The sequence below is a fragment of the Synechococcus sp. JA-3-3Ab genome (genome assembly GCF_000013205.1).
Lineage (GTDB): Bacteria > Cyanobacteriota > Cyanobacteriia > Thermostichales > Thermostichaceae > Thermostichus.
In genome coordinates this window covers 353,133-369,460 of the sequence record NC_007775.1, presented here as the reverse complement: position 1 = coordinate 369,460, position 16,328 = coordinate 353,133, and the positions used below count along the sequence as shown (strand labels likewise).

The following is a 16,328-nucleotide window of genomic DNA, read 5'->3' as shown; positions in this document are numbered from 1 at the left end:
TGAGGAGCCTAGCTTCTGAGATCCCCGGCTGGCGAAGGATTCCGACCGAAAGGGGCTTCCATGCGGCTGTCCACCAGCCGCCGTAGCACCCCGTTGACAAAAGCGGCGGCCTCCGGATCCCCGTATTTTTTGGCCAATTCTACAGCTTCGTTGATGGCGACCTTGTCGGGGCTGCTGCGCAGGATCTCCATTTCCACTACCGCCAGGCGCAGGATATCGCGCTCGATCCGCCCCACCCGCTTCAGTTGCCAGCCTACCAAAACCCCTTGCAAACGGGCGTCGATAGCCTCCTTATGGGTGCGCAGGGCGGTCAACAGTTGGAGAGCGTAGGCGCGTACCTCTTGAGCTTGGGCAATGTGCAACAGCTCCGGCATGGAGAGGGCAACTCCCAGCCGGTTGACCGCCTTTTGGGACAACTGAACGACCTCATCCAGGATGCGGCGGACGCTGTACAGCCGCTGTTCCAGGTGTTCCAGGGCTTGGCCGGCGTTGCTGAGGGCCACTTGGGCTTGGTGGGCCAGCTCCAGCAATTCTCCCTGCACGGTGTCGCCGGCGTTGGCCTCCTTCAGAGCCGTTTCCAAGCGTTGCAGATGTCGTTGGGCCTGCTGAAGGCGGACAGTAAGAGAGCGAGCTCCGCCCTCTTCCTTGGCATCAGAAGCGGCCAATAACAGGGGATCGCTCTCGTGCAACAGGCGATCGCTGCGCTGGATCTCCGCCGCCGCTGTGGAGAGAGTTTCATGGGTCTCTTCCTGCAGAGCGCGGATGGCTGCCAGCAGCAAGTCCTCCAGTTGTTTTTCGCTCAGTTTGGCCGCTGTGGCCGGCAGTTGGTTGACCCCCAGCAGGGCCAGTTCGCGGGCAACACGCCGAGGTTGCATTGCAGAATACCCATGTTTTTAAACGACTGCCCCATCGCGCAAGGCGGCGCTATCGGGCTTAGCCATGCTAGCAGCCTGCCGCGGGGCAATGAAGAACCAGAGGCCCGGGCGCCTCGCTGTCAACTTGCCTCGCAAGGGCGGCTCAACACGCGAAACACCAACGATGCACTCTGCTCTTCGCCAAAGCGAGATTGGCTGGAGACGGAGAGGGTAAGCCGCCGTTTGCTGCGGGTGATGCCCACGTACAGCAGCCGCAGCCGCTCTGCGGCCAGATCCAAAAAGGCTTGCTCGGTGGCCGAGTCGGCCTGCTGCTCCCAACAACTTCTGCGGCTGAGCTGCCGCAACTGGGCCAGGGCTTCTGCTCTCATATCGACATCCTCCAAAAACCTCAGCCCCACCGGTCGCTCTTCAGAGTAGGTGGGAAACTCGTAGGCCGACACCTGGGGGATGAACACCTGATCCCATTCCAAGCCCTTGGCGCGGTGCAGAGTCGTAACGGTGATGCTGCCCGGCTCCGGGTTGAAGGCAAAGATCTCCGAGGGCAGGTTGTTGAGGCGGCGATCCAGAATCACCCGCAATTCTTGGGCAATCTCCTGCCAATCGACCTCGGGCAGGGATCCCAGCACCTGCTCCAACTGGTCGATGACGTAGCAACCCACAAACAGCTCTTCCGGCTTGCGGTAGAGGCTTTGGACAATCACATTGAGCACCTCCGGCCAAGGGGAGCGCCCGGCCCGCAGCCAACCGGCAAGGATGCGCAGCAGCCTGCCCAAGTTTTGCCAAGAGGGGCTATCCGGCAAAGTGGGGGCTTCCCCAAACTGGGGAAATAGCAGCCGCTCCGGCAGCGAGGCGCGGATCCAGTCCAGCATCGGCCCCAGCTCCAGGCGCGGGATCCCGGCCCAGTCGGCCAGGTGATCCACAGCAGCGGCCAAGCGGGCAGAGGAAATGGGCTGGGCCAACCAGTCGATGATTCCCTTGAGTTGCAGCAACACCCGCCGCTGGCTGGGGTTGCCCCGCAACAGATCGATCACCTGCTCTGCCCCCAGTTCCCGCAGGTAGTCGAGGGCCTTGCCCCCCAGCTCGTTGGTGGTGACCAGAATGGCCACCGTCTGGTCGGGAAAAGCCTGGGCGGCTGCCAGGGCCCACCGCGTCACCTCCTGCAGCTCCTGCTCCGGGGATCCGACTACCCGGCGAAACACCACCTCCCCTTCGCTGGCCGGGGGATTTAGGCCGCCAGCGCTGGCCGGGCAAATGTGCTGGGGAGCCAGGGCGGTGCGCAGGGCTGGGATGGGGTGCTTCTGGTTCACCCAGTCCACCAGGCGGTTGGCCAACTCCAGGATCTGGGGGGCGCTGCGGCTGGACTCTTTCAACGTCACCTGGGGATTGGCCTGACAAAAGGCGCGAAACAGCCGCGGCTCGGCGGTGGTGAAGGTGCCCATGATGCTTTGGTTGGGATCCCCGACCCGTACCAGGTTGCCGGTGCGCTGGCTGAGCAGCCGCAGCAGCTCTTCTTGGAGGGGGGAGCTGTCCTGGGCCTCGTCCTCGAATAGGTAGTCGTACCAATTTTGCACCTGCTGCCGCAGGGCCGGGTCGCGCTCGATTAGCTCCACTGCCTGCCAGCCCAGGTCGTCGTAGTCCAGCTTGCCCAGGCGACGCAGCTCCGCTTGGTAGGCAGCATAGATGGGGGCCGCCCAGCCCAGATAGCCCTGAGTAGTTGTGGGGATCGCCTCCGGCCCCAGACGCAGATTCTTGGCCGTGCTGATCACCGCCCGCACCATCTGCTGGAAGCTGCGTCGAAACCGCAGCCGGTTTCGGACCACCTTGTGGGGCTTCTCGGCAGGGATCAAGGGCTCCCAGAGGTGGGTGTGGTGGGCGAGCCAGGCGCGGCAGAGACGGCTGAGCAGGCGCTCCTGTTCATATTCCTCCAGGATGGACAGCTCTTCCCAAGGGCCGGGAACCTCCCGCAACACCCGCAGCGCCAGCGAGTGCAAGGTGAAGGCTTGGGTAAAGCGATCCGGATAGCCCGCCTGTTGCAGGCGTTGGTTGATGCGGTTGATCAAATTGCTTCGCGCCGAACGCATGTAGGTGAACACCCCAATGCGCTCCGGTGGAACGCCGCGATTCAGGATGAGATCGGCGATTAGCAGCTCCAGGATAAACGTCTTGCCGCTCCCCGGAACTGCCGCGATCCCCAGAGGCCCCGACCGATACGCCAATGCCCGTTGCTGTTCTGGACGCAACGTGACTTGGGGAAAAGGAGAATCTGCCAAGCTCACCATTGCATCCGCAACTAGCCGAGGATAAAGGTCTCAATGGCCACCGCCACCCCATCTTCGGTGACGGGGGGAGCAACCCAATCAGCGTGGGGCAGCAGAGCCGGCGAGGCGTTCCCCATGGCTACCCCGATCCCCGCATACTGGAGCATCTCGATGTCGTTGTCGCCATCGCCGATGGCCATCACCTGATCCGCCGACACCCCCAGCAGCTCTTCCGCCAGAAAACGAACGGCATTGCCCTTGTTCACCGCCGCATGGGTGGCCTCCAAAAAAATCGGCTCCGAGCGGGTGAGGTAGATCTGCTCAGGAGAATACCGCTGCCGCAGGGATCCCTGGAGTTGCTGCAGAAACTCCGTATCCTCCGAAACAGCCAGGATCTTGGTGGGGCTTTTCCCGTGTTGGGCGGGGGAGAGCATCTGGAACGGCACCTGGGAGCGCTCGGCATAGGCTTGGCTGAGGGGGCTGAGCTCCCGCAAATAGAGCTGATCGTCGATGTAGAGGTGCACCCCCACCGGCTGATCCTGCAGCACCTGCAGCAGCTCCTCCGCCAGCGACCAGTCCAGGCTCCAATGCTTCAAGGTCTTTTGGCTGTCGGGATCGCGAATGAGCGCCCCCTGATAGCTGCAGAGGGGCATATCGGCCCCAATGGCGTAGTGAAACCGCTCAGCAGAGCGATGCATCCGACCTGTAGCAATGGCTACCCGCACGCCTGCCGCCTTGGCTTTTTGAATGGCCTGCCGCACCGGCTCCGAAACCTGGTTGGAAGGCCCGGCAATCGTGCCGTCGATGTCCAATACCAACAGCCGAATGTCTCTCCAGGATCCTGCCTCCTTTTTTCGCTGTTGGACTTGAGCTTCTGCTCCGGTTTGCATTGCCCCTCCTCCTGGCAACCTCCCAGACACTAACACAAAAGGATAGCTGGGTAGCCCCGCACTTTAGTGCAGGGCGGAAAAGCCCGCTAGCCACTTTAGTCGCTTACCCATGATGGGGGTCGTTGATATAGTTTCATAGCTCAAACAACCTCTTCCTGACTTCTCCTACCAAGACCTTTTTCCTTCTCTTTGGCCAAAAAATGAGATAAACAACCGCTAGCCCCACACCATGGTTGTAGTGATTGTACCGTTGACTTTCCTCTCGCACTATCGCTTACTTAGGTTGGAACAAAGAACAAAAACAAGAATGCGGTTTAGGGAAGGTCAATAACCGAAACTTTGTTTTCATCCCAACAGGTCGGTTCAAGGAGAATTATGTCAGCATTATGGCATCGAGTTTATTGAGGTAGAGGTACAGCTCGCAGGCAAGCTTCCTAGATGGAGATGAGCTACCTAGTTATGGTGAAAAACCCGACGGGTGGAGACCCTCTGGAAGGCGTGTCAAGCGGGGCCTGTACCAAACGGCAAAGGGGTGGTTGGTCAACGCTGAGGCAAATGCTGCCGCCAACCTGCTTAAGAAAGTCAGCAGAACCTTGGGGCTTTGCCTTCAGGAACTGTCTAGAGGCGCTTTGACAACGCCGTTACGGGTTCTTTTGTGGACTGCGTAAGAATCCCCCGCCTTTAGGCGGTGGGAGTGTCAACGTTGCCCGTCTTCACCTCAGGCTTGAGGTTAGCTCCCCTACTGCCGCCCTTGCTGATTGCCTATGCAGCCTACGAGGAGGAGCTGAAAGGGTTCCGCGAAGACATCAGCTATGTCAAGGGAGCATGACTCTAGTCAATGATATGCTGGACTATACTGAAAATAATGTACAGTATGTTCAGTATGGCCGCTTGGTATGGCTAGATATGTAAAACCGAGAGAAGCGGCGGATTATTTTGGGGTGTGTCTCCACACTTTGAGGCGATGGGAACAGAAGGGCTGGATCCATGCAGTACGTACACCATCTGGTAGAGCGAGAAGGTATGACCTCGACAGCTACATTGGCCTCCGGCCCGCTGACGCGAACAGAGCGCCCAAGAAGGACAAACGAGTCGTTTTGTACGCCCGAGTCAGCAGTCGAGGGCAGAAACCAGACTTGGAGAGACAGATTGCAAGACTGGTTGACCTCTATCCTGGAGCCGAAGTGGTCGGAGAGGTTGGCGGCGGTCTCGACTTCAAAAGACCAAAGTTCCTTGCCTTATTGGAACGAGTTCGTGCAGGAGATATCGGAACGATTGTGGTCGCTCACCGGGATCGACTCTGCCGGTTTGGATTTGAGTTCGTTGAGTGGTACTGCCGTCAATACGGGTGCGAAATCTTGGTTCTCGATGACGATCACCTTTCTCCCCAACAGGAACTGGTTGAGGATATCCTCACCATCCTGCACTGCTTCAGCAGTCGGCTCTACGGACTCAGAAAATACCGGGCTGCAATCGAGAAAGATACGGATTTATCCGGAGCCAGCGCTGGCTAAAGTTTGGAAGCGGTGGCAAGCGGCGTGCCGGTACTGCTACAACCAAGCGATTGCCTATCAGCGCCAGCATGGTGCCCCAAAAACGGCCAGAAAGCTGCGGGACATCATCCTGCGCTCCGACCTGCCCGGGTGGGTGAAGGACGTCCCTTGCCACATCAAGCAGAACGCGGTCGTCGAGGCGTGGTTGGCGTTCCGCCGAAGCAAAGACGCGAGGTTTCGCAGTGTGCGGGACAGGTCGCATACGCTGCAATTCAACGCCGGCAACTTTCGCAATGGGACGTGGTATCCGAAACTCACCCGAGGTTTGGCGTTCCGTGCATCCGAGGAGATGCCCAGAGAATGGGCACGCGGAACTGAGCTAATGCGGGTGAAAGACAGATGGTATGCCATCTTTCCTGAGCCCGTGAACGAGCAGTGTTCGTTAGCAAAGGGGGTGATCGCACTTGATCCTGGAGTAAGAAGCTTCCTTACAGGGTTTGATGGGGCGGGCTTTGTAGATATCGCCAAGGGGGACTTTGGCAGGATCGTTCGGCTGTGCTACCACCTAGACGATCTGCAATCTAGGCTGAGTAAAGCACCGAGATCCAAGCGTAGGCGAATGCGGCAAGCGGCGTTTCGTCTGCGGGAGAGAATCAGGAACTTGGTGGACGAGTGCCATCGCAAGGTAGCGGCGTTCCTAACGGATAACTACCGATTGATATTCCTCCCCACTTTCGAGTCAGCCAAGATGGTTGCCAAGGCAGGGAGGAAGTTTGGTAGCAAGACAGCAAGGGCGATGCTCACCTGGGCGCACTACCGGTTCAAGCAGTTCCTGAAGTTTCAAGCCAAGAAGAAAAACGTGGTTGTCGTGGAAGTATCGGAAGCGTACACCAGCAAAACCTGTACCAAGTGCGGGCACATCCACACTAAGTTGGGTGGCGCAAAGGTGTTTCGATGCCCAAAGTGCAACCATAGGCTACCACGAGATTGGCAAGGCGCTCTGGGCGTTATGCTCAGGGCTTTGCGGGATACCGCCTTTCTGTTTGGACTCCGTCCCGCTAACGCGGTCGCGTCAGCATCGCGTAGTAACAACGGAAACGGACAGAATGCTATCGCTTCACCGCTGAGCAGTAATGCTCAGCAGTGTTCAGCGTAAATGTATCAGTACCGGGCAGACTCGCAGCAAGGCGACCAAGGCTCAGCGCTGTTCTACGACGGGAAGCTAGTTTACCTGTCAGCAGTAGGGCCAGTCGTTTCTAATTCTTGAGAGATTGAGCTCAGGGGAGTCGGCCTTCACCCCCATTCCCTCTCCCAGGGGGAGAGGGGAGCTAGAGATAGTGCTTCGCGCTGCCGGCGCCTTCGCGACAGCGTTGCGTAGCAATAACGACGTAGAGAAACGTTGCATCTATTTGAAATGACTATATCTGTCAAGTCATTACAAAGCCACTGCAGGGGATATACAGTCATTCTGGATGAGCTTAAGACTTTTCCCCCGCGCTTTACAGCAAAATAGGCGATTGTTCAACAAGGGATCCGCCCAAGCGCTCCACGCTGCCATTGCGACTACCCCCAGCCCCTCTCCCAGGGGGGAGAAGGGCCAGGCGGCACTGTTTGGGTTTTGGCGCGATAAAGAAGCTGAGTGCCTTTCTCTAACTCAGGGTGGCTACGGGCTGGGCTTCTACCAAAAGCTGCTGGGTTTGCAAGTCGAAGATAGTGGCCAACAGCCGCCGCGAGGCATCGACGGCAAATTCCACCTTGAGGCGATCTTCTCCTGCCCGACCTGGGGGCTGCAGGCGGGCCAGACAAGCCGGCTCAGCACCCAGGGATCGAAAATCGGTTTGTCGGGTAAGTTGGCGGCTGCTCATGCGCCCCAGCTCGTCATAGACCACCTCAGCCTGGGCCACCTGGGCCACTTCCCCCACATCGAGTCGAATTTCGGTCTGGCCATCGTTGGCCACCTGCAAGATCAAGGGCTCGGAGCGTCGGCAAGGGTAGGGGCTGCCCCGCTCGAAGAGGGGATAGTAGATGTAACTTTTTTGCCAGGGATCCCAGAGGCGGATGGCGTAGCTGTGGTGCAGGCGATCCTCGAGCTTGACCTGGCGGCCCATCTGCAGAGCGCCCAGGGCCACGGCGTCGAAGGGGCGCTCGCAGCGGACTTTCTTTTTGCCGAAGTAGGAGCGGAGCAGCTCTTGGACTGCCGGCAGTTGGGAGCTGCCTCCCACCAGGAGCACCTGCTCAATTTGGCTTTTGCCCACTCCCCTTGCCTGGGCGCTGAGCAGCACCTCGTCTAGGCACTGGCGGATCTGGTCGAGGAGCTGGTGGGTTTCTAAAATCTCCTCCAGCGCCTGCCGATTCAAGCGCAGCTCATAGGCAGTTAGAGTCTCGTCGTCGAACCAACTGCCCACAGCCTCCGGCTGGGCAGAAAGGGCGATCTTGAGCTGTTCTGCCTGCTCCAAAAGCGTCATCCAGCTCAGGGCCCCCAGCTGCTGCCGGCTCAGCCCCAGTTGCCCCAGCAGGTATTCGGCTATCCAGATGTCGATATCCACCCCGCCCACGTAGGCGTCGGCCTTGGCGATCACCTCTGCCTTGAGGACGGGGTTGCCCGGCTGGGGGGCAAGGGTGCGCACCAGGCTGAGATCCAGGGTGCCGCCGCCGAAATCCACCACCAGCACCACGGATCCCGGCTGGCCGACCGCATAGCCCAGGGCAGCGGCAGTGGCCTCGTCCACAATTTGAACGGGATCCCCGGCCACCCCCCGCAGCCAGTTCAAGTAGCGCTCAAAGGAGCCGACGGGAGCGGTAAACACCACCTGTTGCGGCTGCAGGTATTCTTGCTGGACGGCTTCCATCACCGCCTGCAAAAAAGCCTGAGCCACCCTCTCGGCGTCGTAGCGCTCCCCATCGAGAATCCGCGGTGGGGGGACAAACTCCGCCACCAGATCCCGCTTGAAGCCCTGAAACAGCCGCTGCGGCTCCACTGCCCCCCAACGCCCGGCCCGCACCGTTTCCCCCACCAAGAGCTGGCCTTTTCCCTTGACATAGACCAGGCTGGGAATGGCCGAGTAGCCCGGGCGGGAAAGGCCGGGAAAGCTGAGCAGGCGGGGCGCTTCTTGGACGGGATCCCAAACTGCCACCACAGTATTGCTGGTGCCGAAATCGATAGCCAGCGTTGCTTTGGGGACAGGTGCCATCAGCTCAATCCTCCGGGCAGCGAGCGGCTGACTTTGGCCGGGCAGAGGATGTAGTCTTTCCGGCGGTAGCCGACAAAGCGGATGTAGACGGGATCCCCTGGCCGAATGTCCGGCTGATCCGGCTGGTGCAGTTGCGGGTCGAAGGGGACGGACTCAAGAGGGCTGCCGATGGCTTCATACCCCCACTGCTGCAGCAGGGCATCCAGCGACCGGAAGAGGGCCGTCACGTTTTGGGCCGGCCAATCGGGCTTGCGCCGGGCAATCTCGCGGACGGTGGGGTAGCTGGTCAGCAGCGGCTGCAGCAGGGAAAAGATCGCTTCTGCAGTGTTCGAGCCCCTTGGACTAGGGTCGCCACCGCCAAGCAGGGATCCCAACTCCCACTCTAAAGCGGCAGCCAGCTTCTGCAGTTGCTCCAGGCGCAGGGATCCCCACTGCCCTTGGCGCACCTGATCGAGGGCGCGGCGGCTGATCCCCGCCCGGGCTTGCAGAGCCTGCCAAGAGGAGAGGCCAACGGCTTGCATCCGTTCCCGCAGCCAACTGTCCAGCGGTCTCTCGGCCATGGGGTTTTGCCAGGGATCCCTACGATCATGCCCCAACTTGGGCCTGGGTCAGGGATCCACAAAGCGCAGGGAGCGGGCTATGGCTTCCACGTCCCGGTCGTAGCGCTCGCGCCGGCTGGCCGGATAGACCAATTCAAAGCCAGCCTGTAGAGAGGGGCTGACGAGCTTTTTGAGGTAAAAAATCCGCTGGCCGTCTGGCTCGTAGCCGGAGACCACGAAAAAATCCCGACCGGCAACTTGATAGGTAACCCGGCGTCGGCTTTCCCGGCTGCGCTGCAGCTCCTCTTGCAGGGCGCTGGCGGGCGTTGCATGAAGAATATTGTACCCACCCCAAACGCGCAGCTCGGCCCCCTCTTTGCCGATGAACACCTGGCCGTCGCCGCTGTCGGATTCCCCTTGGGGGACAAAATCAGCCGGATAGTCGAGGCGATAGCCAAAGCGGACATTGATGTAGGGCTGAAAGCCGGACTGGGCCAGCACCAAAAGAGCGGGTGAGGCCAGGGCCGGGATCCCTTCCCCCCCAAGGAGACCGGCGAGCAGACAGGCTAGGCAAGCAGCAGACTTCATGGTTTTGGTTTCCTCGGATCTGCGGCCATTCTAGGCTCCCTTGTCCTAACCTGCTGCTGGCAAAGGGATCCCTCACCCCCAGCCCCTCTCCCACAGGGAGAGGGGAGTAAGGAAGGGTTTCCAGCTTGTTGATTTGAGGTCGATTAAGTCTGCCGGTTGCTATCGGGGCTTTGCCCGGAGCGTAGCAGTTCAATTTTTTCTCTAGCTCGCTGGATGGCGGCGCAGTTGTCCACCGCTGCCCAGGTGGAGGCCAGAAAAAGTCCAGGGAGAGAAACTTCTCCTTCTTCATCGCTAAACAACACGCCGACAAAAATACACCACCCCAAAAAGATCATTAGCGCTTTCCATCGCCGCGTATAAATGTAGGCCGCAAAAGCCAGCAATAACGACAAAAAGACTGCCGCTCCCTGAGACTTTTGAGAAAGGGCATAGGTGCGGCGCAGCTCTTCGTCCCTGCGCTTTTGATCTTCTTGCTGGAGCAACTCTTGCAGATGCTTGTCCATAAAGGCCGCCCCCAAAATCGGACGGCCTGATCGTAAAAATCCTTGGAAGCCCCCTGTTCAAAGGTGATTTCGGCGGGATCCCACCATCCAGGGCGGCAAATAAGATAGCTTGGACAGTGGCCTTCCCGAGTTTCCATCTTCTGTAGAATAGGGAAACTTGTCTCCTATTGCCGGCTGTCAAGCCCGCGCCAATCCATTTGCCATGACCTCAACTCCTCTTGCTGCCCCTGCCACCTGGGATCCCCTTGACCCGCAGGTGCGTCCGGATCCTCGGGGCCGGTTTGGGCCCTTTGGGGGCCGTTTTGTGCCGGAAACCCTGATGAGCGCCCTGACGGAGCTGGAGGAAGCCTTTGAGCAGCATTGGCGGGATCCCGAGTTTCGCGCCGAGTTCCACAGCTTGTTGCGGGATTTTGTCGGTCGGCCCAGCCCCCTCTACTTTGCCCAGCGGCTGACCGAGCACTACGACGGCCCCCAGATCTACCTCAAGCGCGAAGACCTCAACCACACCGGCGCCCACAAGATCAACAACGCCCTCGGCCAAGTGCTGCTGGCGGTGCGCATGGGCAAGCGGCGGATCATCGCCGAGACTGGCGCTGGCCAGCATGGGGTGGCCACGGCAACGGTGTGTGCTCGTTTTGGGTTGGAATGCGTCATCTACATGGGGGCAGTGGACATGGAGCGGCAGGCCCCCAATGTGCAGCGGATGCGCCTGCTGGGCGCTGAGGTAAGGGGGGTCGAATCAGGCACAGCCACCCTCAAAGACGCCCTCTCCGAGGCCATCCGCGACTGGGTAACCAACGTGGAGACCACCCACTACGTCATTGGCACGGTGGCCGGACCCCACCCCTACCCGAAGCTGGTGCGGACCTTTCACGATGTCATCGGCCAGGAGACGCGGCAGCAGTGTCAGGAGAAATGGGGAGGGCTGCCAGACGTGTTGCTGGCCTGTGTGGGCGGCGGCTCCAATGCCCTGGGTCTGTTCAACGAGTTTGTCCGCGATCCCCAGGTGCGGCTCATCGGCATCGAGGCTGCCGGGGAGGGCTTACACACCTCCCGCCACGCCGCCACCCTCAGCCGCGGTCGCGTTGGGGTCTTGCACGGGGCCATGAGCTACCTGCTGCAAGATGAAGAAGGCCAGGTGCAGGAGGCCCATTCCATCAGCGCCGGCTTGGATTACCCCGGCGTGGGGCCGGAGCACAGCTACTTAAAAGCAATTGGGCGAGCCGAGTACTACGCCGTTACCGACGACGAGGCGGTAGAGGCGCTGCTGCTGCTGTCGCGCCTGGAGGGGATCATCCCGGCTTTGGAGACGGCCCATGCCCTGGCCTACCTGAAGACTTTGGCCCCCCAGCTTGGCCCCCAGCAGCGGGTGGTGGTCAACTGCTCCGGGCGGGGCGACAAGGATCTGAACACCGTTTTCAAGTACTTGCAGAAGCGGGGGCATAGCCTAGCCTAGAGTTGGGTTGGCAAGATCCTCAGCTCGTGTCCACCTTTGCCATTCGATCGCTCAGCCTGCTGGCCTTGTTTCTGGGGGCAGGGCTAGGGCTGCTGGCCGGATCCCGGCCAGAGGTTTCTGGGCGCGTTGGCGGGATCCCGTCCCCGGCCACGAGTTCCCCGGCAGGCGCCTTGCCCCGCAACGGCGGGACGGAGGGGATCCCTGCTCCCGTCCAGCCGCAACCCTTGCCCAAGACGCTGCCGGCCCTGGCGCGGCAGGCCATCGCCCACTACTTCGCCACTGGCCAGGTGCTGCCTGCTCCAGAAGAGATCCCGCCCCACTGGCGGCGCCCGGCGGGAGTTTTTGTTACGGTGACCAGGGAGGGACGGCCCCGCGGCTGTTGGGGCAGCTTGGATCCCGGCGGCGAGGATCTGGCCAGGGCCACCATCCGGGCGGCGGTGGGAGCTGTTACTCGCGACTGGCGCTATCGGCCCCTGCAACCCGGCGAGCTGGAGTCGGCTTCTATTCAGGTGGCCATCGTGCGACGGGTGGTGCCCATCCCCTCTCTGGAGCAGGTGGATCCCACCCGCATGGGCCTGTTCATTCGCGCGGGGACACGGGGGGCGGTGTTGCTGCCCGGAGAGGCTCTGACGACGGCCTGGCAGCTCTCCACCGCCAAGCAATTGGCCGGGATCCCTGCCGATCAGCCGGTGGAGCTGTTTCGCGTGGAGGCGGAGCTGTTGCATGAGTTCTGAGGCAGAGCGGTGGCTGGCCGCCGTGGTGGGCAACACCCACGTGCGCTGGGGCTGGTTTGCTGGCGAGAGCTTGGTGAAGGTGGAGCAGTTTCCCGCCCACCAACCCCTATCCTGGCCAGAAGAGACGGAGCTGTGGCTAGCTGCCGTTGGCTCTGCCCCTTTGCCGCCCCGATCCCCCTGGGTGCATTGCCTTGAGCTCTCCCAGGTGCCGCTGCGGGATCCCTACCCAAGCCTGGGGCTGGATCGGGCACTAGCTCTGTGGGCCGCCGGGATCCGCTACGGCTGGCCCTGCTTGGTCATCGACGCCGGCACCGCCTTGACCCTGACGGGAGCTGACGCCGAGGGATCCCTGGTGGGAGGAGCGATCCTGCCCGGCCTGGGGTTGCAGGCGCAGGCGCTGGCCGACCACACCGCCCGGCTGCCCAAAGTGGAGTGGGATCCCGGCGCTCCCATACCCCCCCGCTGGGCCAGGAACACTGGGGCCGCCATCCGCAGCGGCATTCTTCATACCCTGCTGGCCGGCTTGCGGGATTTTCTGGCCGACTGGCGCCGCCGCTTTCCCCAAGGCCCGCTGCTAGTAACCGGCGGCGATGGCGAGCTACTCTACCCCCACCTGCGGCCCCTTGACGCAGAGCTGCGCTGGGATCCCCACCTGGTGTTGCGGGGGATTGCCGGCTGCCGTCAGTTGCACCGCGTCGTCCGCAAGCCTTCTGGTGCAGAATAGAAGACAGTCTCTCCCAGCCGCCTGCGAGCGGGCAGCTTCTTGCTCAGGGATCCCATGGCCAACGGCAACTCCTTCGGCGTCTTGTTTTGCGTCACCACCTACGGCGAGTCCCACGGGGGGGCGGTGGGGGTGGTGGTGGACGGCTGCCCGCCGCGGCTGCCCTTGAGCGAGGCCGACATCCAGGCGGAGCTGGATCGGCGCCGTCCCGGCCAGAGCCACATCACCACGCCGCGCCAGGAGGCGGATCGCTGCCAGATCCTCTCCGGGGTTTTCCAAGGCTTTACCCTCGGCACCCCCATCCACATCCTGGTGCGCAACCAGGACGCCCGCCCCCAGGATTACAGCGAGATGGCCACCACCTTCCGCCCTTCCCATGCCGATGCCACCTACCAGGCCAAGTACGGCATCCGCAACTGGCAGGGGGGAGGGCGGGCCTCGGCGCGGGAGACCATTGGCCGGGTGGCCGCCGGGGCCATCGCCAAGAAGATCCTGCGCCTGGCAGCAGGGGTAGAGATCCTGGCCTATGTGCAGCGGGTCCAAGACGTAGAGGCCCAGGTGGATCCCAGCTCCGTGACGGCGGAGCAGGTGGAAGCCAACATCGTCCGCTGCCCCGATCCAGCCGCGGCGGCGGCGATGATTGAAAAAATTGAAGCAGCGGCGCGGGAAGGAGATTCTCTCGGGGGAGTGGTGGAATGTGTGGCCCGCAATGTGCCCCGCGGGCTGGGCTGCCCGGTGTTCGACAAATTGGAGGCCGACCTGGCCAAGGCGGTGATGTCGCTGCCGGCCAGCAAGGGGTTTGAGATCGGTTCGGGGTTTGCCGGCACCTACCTGACGGGCAAGCAGCACAACGACGAGTTCTACATGACCCCCAGCGGCTGGCGCACCCGCAGCAACCGCTCCGGCGGCATCCAGGGGGGCATCAGCAACGGGGAAGACATCGTCCTGCGGGTGGCCTTCAAGCCCACCGCCACCATTCGCCAGCCCCAAAGCACCGTCACCCTCGACGGGCAGGAGACGGTTTTGGCGGCGCGGGGGCGCCACGATCCCTGCGTGCTGCCGCGGGCGGTGCCGATGGTGGAGGCGATGGTGGCTTTGGTGCTCTGTGACCATCTGCTGCGCCACCACGCCCAGTGCCGATCCCTGGCCTTGCCAGAGGTGCCCATTCCCGCCGTTCCCCTGCCCCACAGCTAGCGGCAGCCGGTCGGAGTCCTTGTATCCTAAGAAAGAGGCGGGATCCCTGTTCATGGCCAAGGCCAAAACCGTCTGGGAGTGCAGCCAGTGCGGCGAGCGCTACCCCAAGTTTTTGGGCCGCTGCGACAACTGTGGCGCCTGGAACACGCTGACGGAGGTGGTCGTCGCCCCCTCTTCTAAGTCTGGGCCACCGCAGCGGCTCGTTCCCCAGCGCAGCCGCGGCAACGGGATGCCCCTGTCGGCCCTTCCCCTCTCCCAAGTCTCCTCGGAGAGCCACCCCCGCCTCTCCTCTGGCTCCGGCGAGTTCGACCGGGTGTTGGGAGGTGGCATCGTGCCGGGATCCCTGGTGTTGATCGGCGGCGATCCAGGCATTGGCAAGAGCACCCTGCTGCTGCAGACTGCTGCGCATCTCGCCAAGCGGGGGCCCATCTTGTACGTGTCGGGGGAGGAATCGGCCCAGCAGATCAAGCTGCGCGCCGCTCGCATTAGCGGGACGGAGTCCTTGCGGCTGGGGATAGAAAGCGAGCAGCTCTACCTATTGGCGGAAACCGACCTGGAGGCCATTGTGGCCGAGATCCAGGCCCTACAGCCCCAGGTGGCGATCATCGACAGCATCCAGGCTATCTTCTGGGGGCAGCTCAGCTCGGCGCCGGGATCCGTTTCCCAGGTGCGGGAATGCGCCGGCCTCTTGATGCGAGTGGCCAAAAAACTGGGGGTGGCCCTGCTCATCGTTGGCCATGTTACCAAAGATGGATCCCTGGCCGGGCCCAAGGTGCTGGAGCACCTGGTGGACACCGTCTTGTACTTTGAGGGGGATCGCTTTCAGAGCCACCGCCTGCTGCGCGCCGTCAAAAACCGCTTTGGGGCGGCCCAGGAAATCGGCGTTTTCGAGATGACCGCCTCTGGCTTGGTGGAGGTGGACAATCCCTCGCAGCTTTTTTTGAGCAGCCGGGATCAGGCCACGCCGGGAACGGCCACCATCGTCGCCTGTGAGGGCACCCGCCCCTTGGTGGTGGACGTGCAGGCCCTGGTCAGCCCCACCAGCTACAGCTCCCCCCGCCGCACCGCCACCGGCATCGAGCTCAACCGCTTTTTGCAGATCTTGGCGGTGCTGGAAAAACGGGTGGGGATCCCGCTTTCCAAATACGACGCCTACATTGCCTCCGCCGGCGGCATCCAGGTGGCCGAGCCAGCTGCCGACTTGGGGGTGGCGGTGGCCGTGGCCGCCAGCTTCCGAGATCGCCAGGTGGATCCCTTTACGGTCTTGATCGGCGAGGTGGGCCTGGGGGGACAGGTGCGCCCGGTGGCGCAGTTGGAGCAGCGCCTCAAGGAAGCCGCCAAGCTGGGGTTCCGCCACGCCATCATCCCCAACAGCCCCGTTTTGGCCGACTCTGGCCTGCGCTTGAGCCGGGTGCAGCGGGTGTTGGAAGCTCTGCTGGTGGCTCTGCCCAGCTCCGAGCCTGGCCAGTGAGAAGGGATCCCCAACTTGCCCAGTTGGGCGGTCGAGCTCCGCCAAGAACCAAGCTACGGGAAAATGTCATAGAATAAAGGTTTGTGCGACAACAGCAACCGGATCCCGGCCCGGATGGGCACACTATCCTACAGACCCTGGCGCAAGAGACTGACCTAAGGATCGACCTATGGCGTTGGTAGCCCTGTTTCTTTTCGTGGTGTACCTGATCGTCTCCAGCTTGAACGCCCAGGCGGAGCGCTAGCTGCTTTCCAAAAGGGATCCGGCCAAAGCTGAGGAGGTCGGGCAGGATTTTTTGTCTCTTGCCCCGCTCCAGGAGGCAGGCCCTCGGCCCAGGGTTGGGCTTCTATCTCTGGTGTGGATTGGAGAAGCTCTCTGGTCGCCTTTTTCCCCAAAACCTTTGCTACCCTCGAGA

General features: G+C 61.9%; 15 protein-coding genes and 1 pseudogene. 8 read left to right on the top strand and 8 right to left on the bottom strand.

The genetic code is table 11. The annotated features are described in order from the left end of the window. Positions 1-8: 8 nt before the first annotated feature. The 4 genes and pseudogenes from nusB to CYA_RS14565 all read right to left on the bottom strand — a co-directional run. Positions 9-875: a transcription antitermination factor NusB gene (gene nusB / locus CYA_RS01640; RefSeq protein ID WP_011429259.1), complete on the bottom strand. Its 867-nt coding sequence runs from the start codon at positions 873-875 to the stop codon at positions 9-11. A gap of 119 nt (positions 876-994) precedes the next feature. Then, positions 995-3,154, bottom strand: coding sequence for an ATP-dependent helicase (locus CYA_RS01635; protein WP_041438062.1), 2,160 nt, complete (start codon positions 3,152-3,154; stop codon positions 995-997). A gap of 11 nt (positions 3,155-3,165) precedes the next feature. Next, positions 3,166-4,023 (bottom strand): Cof-type HAD-IIB family hydrolase, encoded by an 858-nt coding sequence (locus CYA_RS01630; protein WP_011429257.1) that lies wholly within the window; start codon positions 4,021-4,023, stop codon positions 3,166-3,168. A 136-nt stretch (positions 4,024-4,159) separates the two neighbouring features. Then, a pseudogene (locus tag CYA_RS14565) lies at positions 4,160-4,291 on the bottom strand (IS200/IS605 family transposase); the annotation flags it as partial. 426 nt (positions 4,292-4,717) lie between these two features. On the opposite strand from CYA_RS14565, the gene CYA_RS15530 reads away from it, so the two are divergent. The 3 genes from CYA_RS15530 (at position 4,718) to CYA_RS01625 (ending at position 6,672) form a co-directional block, all read left to right on the top strand. After that, positions 4,718-4,852 carry a hypothetical protein gene (locus CYA_RS15530; RefSeq protein WP_011429256.1) on the top strand — a complete coding sequence of 45 codons (135 nt, stop codon included), beginning with the start codon at positions 4,718-4,720 and terminating at the stop codon, positions 4,850-4,852. A gap of 67 nt (positions 4,853-4,919) precedes the next feature. Then, complete coding sequence (locus CYA_RS13920) at positions 4,920-5,537, top strand: IS607-like element ISSoc2 family transposase (RefSeq protein WP_011429255.1); 618 nt, start codon at positions 4,920-4,922, stop codon at positions 5,535-5,537. Continuing rightward, complete coding sequence (locus CYA_RS01625) at positions 5,425-6,672, top strand: RNA-guided endonuclease InsQ/TnpB family protein (RefSeq protein ID WP_148203172.1); 1,248 nt, start codon at positions 5,425-5,427, stop codon at positions 6,670-6,672. The genes CYA_RS13920 and CYA_RS01625 overlap by 113 nt, the downstream gene beginning before the upstream one ends. A gap of 493 nt (positions 6,673-7,165) precedes the next feature. Here CYA_RS01625 and CYA_RS01620 read toward each other — a convergent pair whose 3' ends face one another. From CYA_RS01620 to CYA_RS01605, 4 genes are all read right to left on the bottom strand, one after another. Continuing rightward, entirely contained in the window at positions 7,166-8,707 is a 1,542-nt protein-coding gene (locus tag CYA_RS01620; RefSeq protein ID WP_011429252.1) for an Hsp70 family protein, read from the bottom strand. Next, positions 8,707-9,267 (bottom strand): helix-turn-helix domain-containing protein, encoded by a 561-nt coding sequence (locus CYA_RS01615; protein ID WP_071813492.1) that lies wholly within the window; start codon positions 9,265-9,267, stop codon positions 8,707-8,709. Before CYA_RS01615 ends, CYA_RS01620 begins: the two co-directional genes overlap by 1 nt. Positions 9,268-9,315: 48 nt before the next feature. Continuing rightward, complete coding sequence (locus CYA_RS01610; RefSeq protein WP_011429250.1) at positions 9,316-9,834, bottom strand: hypothetical protein; 519 nt, start codon at positions 9,832-9,834, stop codon at positions 9,316-9,318. A gap of 143 nt (positions 9,835-9,977) precedes the next feature. Next, a complete protein-coding gene (locus CYA_RS01605) occupies positions 9,978-10,337 on the bottom strand; it encodes a hypothetical protein (RefSeq protein ID WP_011429249.1) in 360 nt (119 codons plus the stop codon). Between the two features lie 202 nt (positions 10,338-10,539). On the opposite strand from CYA_RS01605, the gene trpB reads away from it, so the two are divergent. From trpB to radA, 5 genes are read left to right on the top strand one after another with little or no spacing between them, the layout of a single operon-like run. After that, a complete protein-coding gene (trpB, locus tag CYA_RS01600) occupies positions 10,540-11,793 on the top strand; it encodes a tryptophan synthase subunit beta (protein ID WP_041438793.1) in 1,254 nt (417 codons plus the stop codon). A 26-nt stretch (positions 11,794-11,819) separates the two neighbouring features. Then, on the top strand, positions 11,820-12,527 hold the full coding sequence (locus tag CYA_RS01595) for an AMMECR1 domain-containing protein (RefSeq protein ID WP_228375405.1): 708 nt from the start codon (positions 11,820-11,822) through the stop codon (positions 12,525-12,527). Next, positions 12,517-13,251 (top strand): pantothenate kinase, encoded by a 735-nt coding sequence (locus tag CYA_RS01590; protein WP_011429246.1) that lies wholly within the window; start codon positions 12,517-12,519, stop codon positions 13,249-13,251. Before CYA_RS01595 ends, CYA_RS01590 begins: the two co-directional genes overlap by 11 nt. Before the next feature lie 54 nt (positions 13,252-13,305). Continuing rightward, positions 13,306-14,442, top strand: a complete 1,137-nt coding sequence (gene aroC, locus CYA_RS01585; protein WP_011429245.1) for a chorismate synthase — start codon at positions 13,306-13,308, stop codon at positions 14,440-14,442. A gap of 52 nt (positions 14,443-14,494) precedes the next feature. Next, entirely contained in the window at positions 14,495-15,913 is a 1,419-nt protein-coding gene (gene radA / locus CYA_RS01580; RefSeq protein WP_011429244.1) for a DNA repair protein RadA, read from the top strand. The last annotated feature ends 415 nt before the right edge of the window (positions 15,914-16,328 follow it).

Coding starts and splice junctions, on each gene's coding strand:
- CYA_RS01590 (WP_011429246.1), top strand. CDS start 12,517: ATGAGTTCTGAGGCAGAGCGGTGGCTGGCCGCCGTGGTGGGCAACACC.
- CYA_RS01635 (WP_041438062.1), bottom strand. CDS start 3,154: ATGGTGAGCTTGGCAGATTCTCCTTTTCCCCAAGTCACGTTGCGTCCA.
- CYA_RS01615 (WP_071813492.1), bottom strand. CDS start 9,267: ATGGCCGAGAGACCGCTGGACAGTTGGCTGCGGGAACGGATGCAAGCC.
- CYA_RS01605 (WP_011429249.1), bottom strand. CDS start 10,337: ATGGACAAGCATCTGCAAGAGTTGCTCCAGCAAGAAGATCAAAAGCGC.
- radA (WP_011429244.1), top strand. CDS start 14,495: ATGGCCAAGGCCAAAACCGTCTGGGAGTGCAGCCAGTGCGGCGAGCGC.
- trpB (WP_041438793.1), top strand. CDS start 10,540: ATGACCTCAACTCCTCTTGCTGCCCCTGCCACCTGGGATCCCCTTGAC.
- aroC (WP_011429245.1), top strand. CDS start 13,306: ATGGCCAACGGCAACTCCTTCGGCGTCTTGTTTTGCGTCACCACCTAC.
- CYA_RS01610 (WP_011429250.1), bottom strand. CDS start 9,834: ATGAAGTCTGCTGCTTGCCTAGCCTGTCTGCTCGCCGGTCTCCTTGGG.
- CYA_RS13920 (WP_011429255.1), top strand. CDS start 4,920: ATGGCTAGATATGTAAAACCGAGAGAAGCGGCGGATTATTTTGGGGTG.
- CYA_RS01630 (WP_011429257.1), bottom strand. CDS start 4,023: ATGCAAACCGGAGCAGAAGCTCAAGTCCAACAGCGAAAAAAGGAGGCA.
- CYA_RS01620 (WP_011429252.1), bottom strand. CDS start 8,707: ATGGCACCTGTCCCCAAAGCAACGCTGGCTATCGATTTCGGCACCAGC.
- nusB (WP_011429259.1), bottom strand. CDS start 875: ATGCAACCTCGGCGTGTTGCCCGCGAACTGGCCCTGCTGGGGGTCAAC.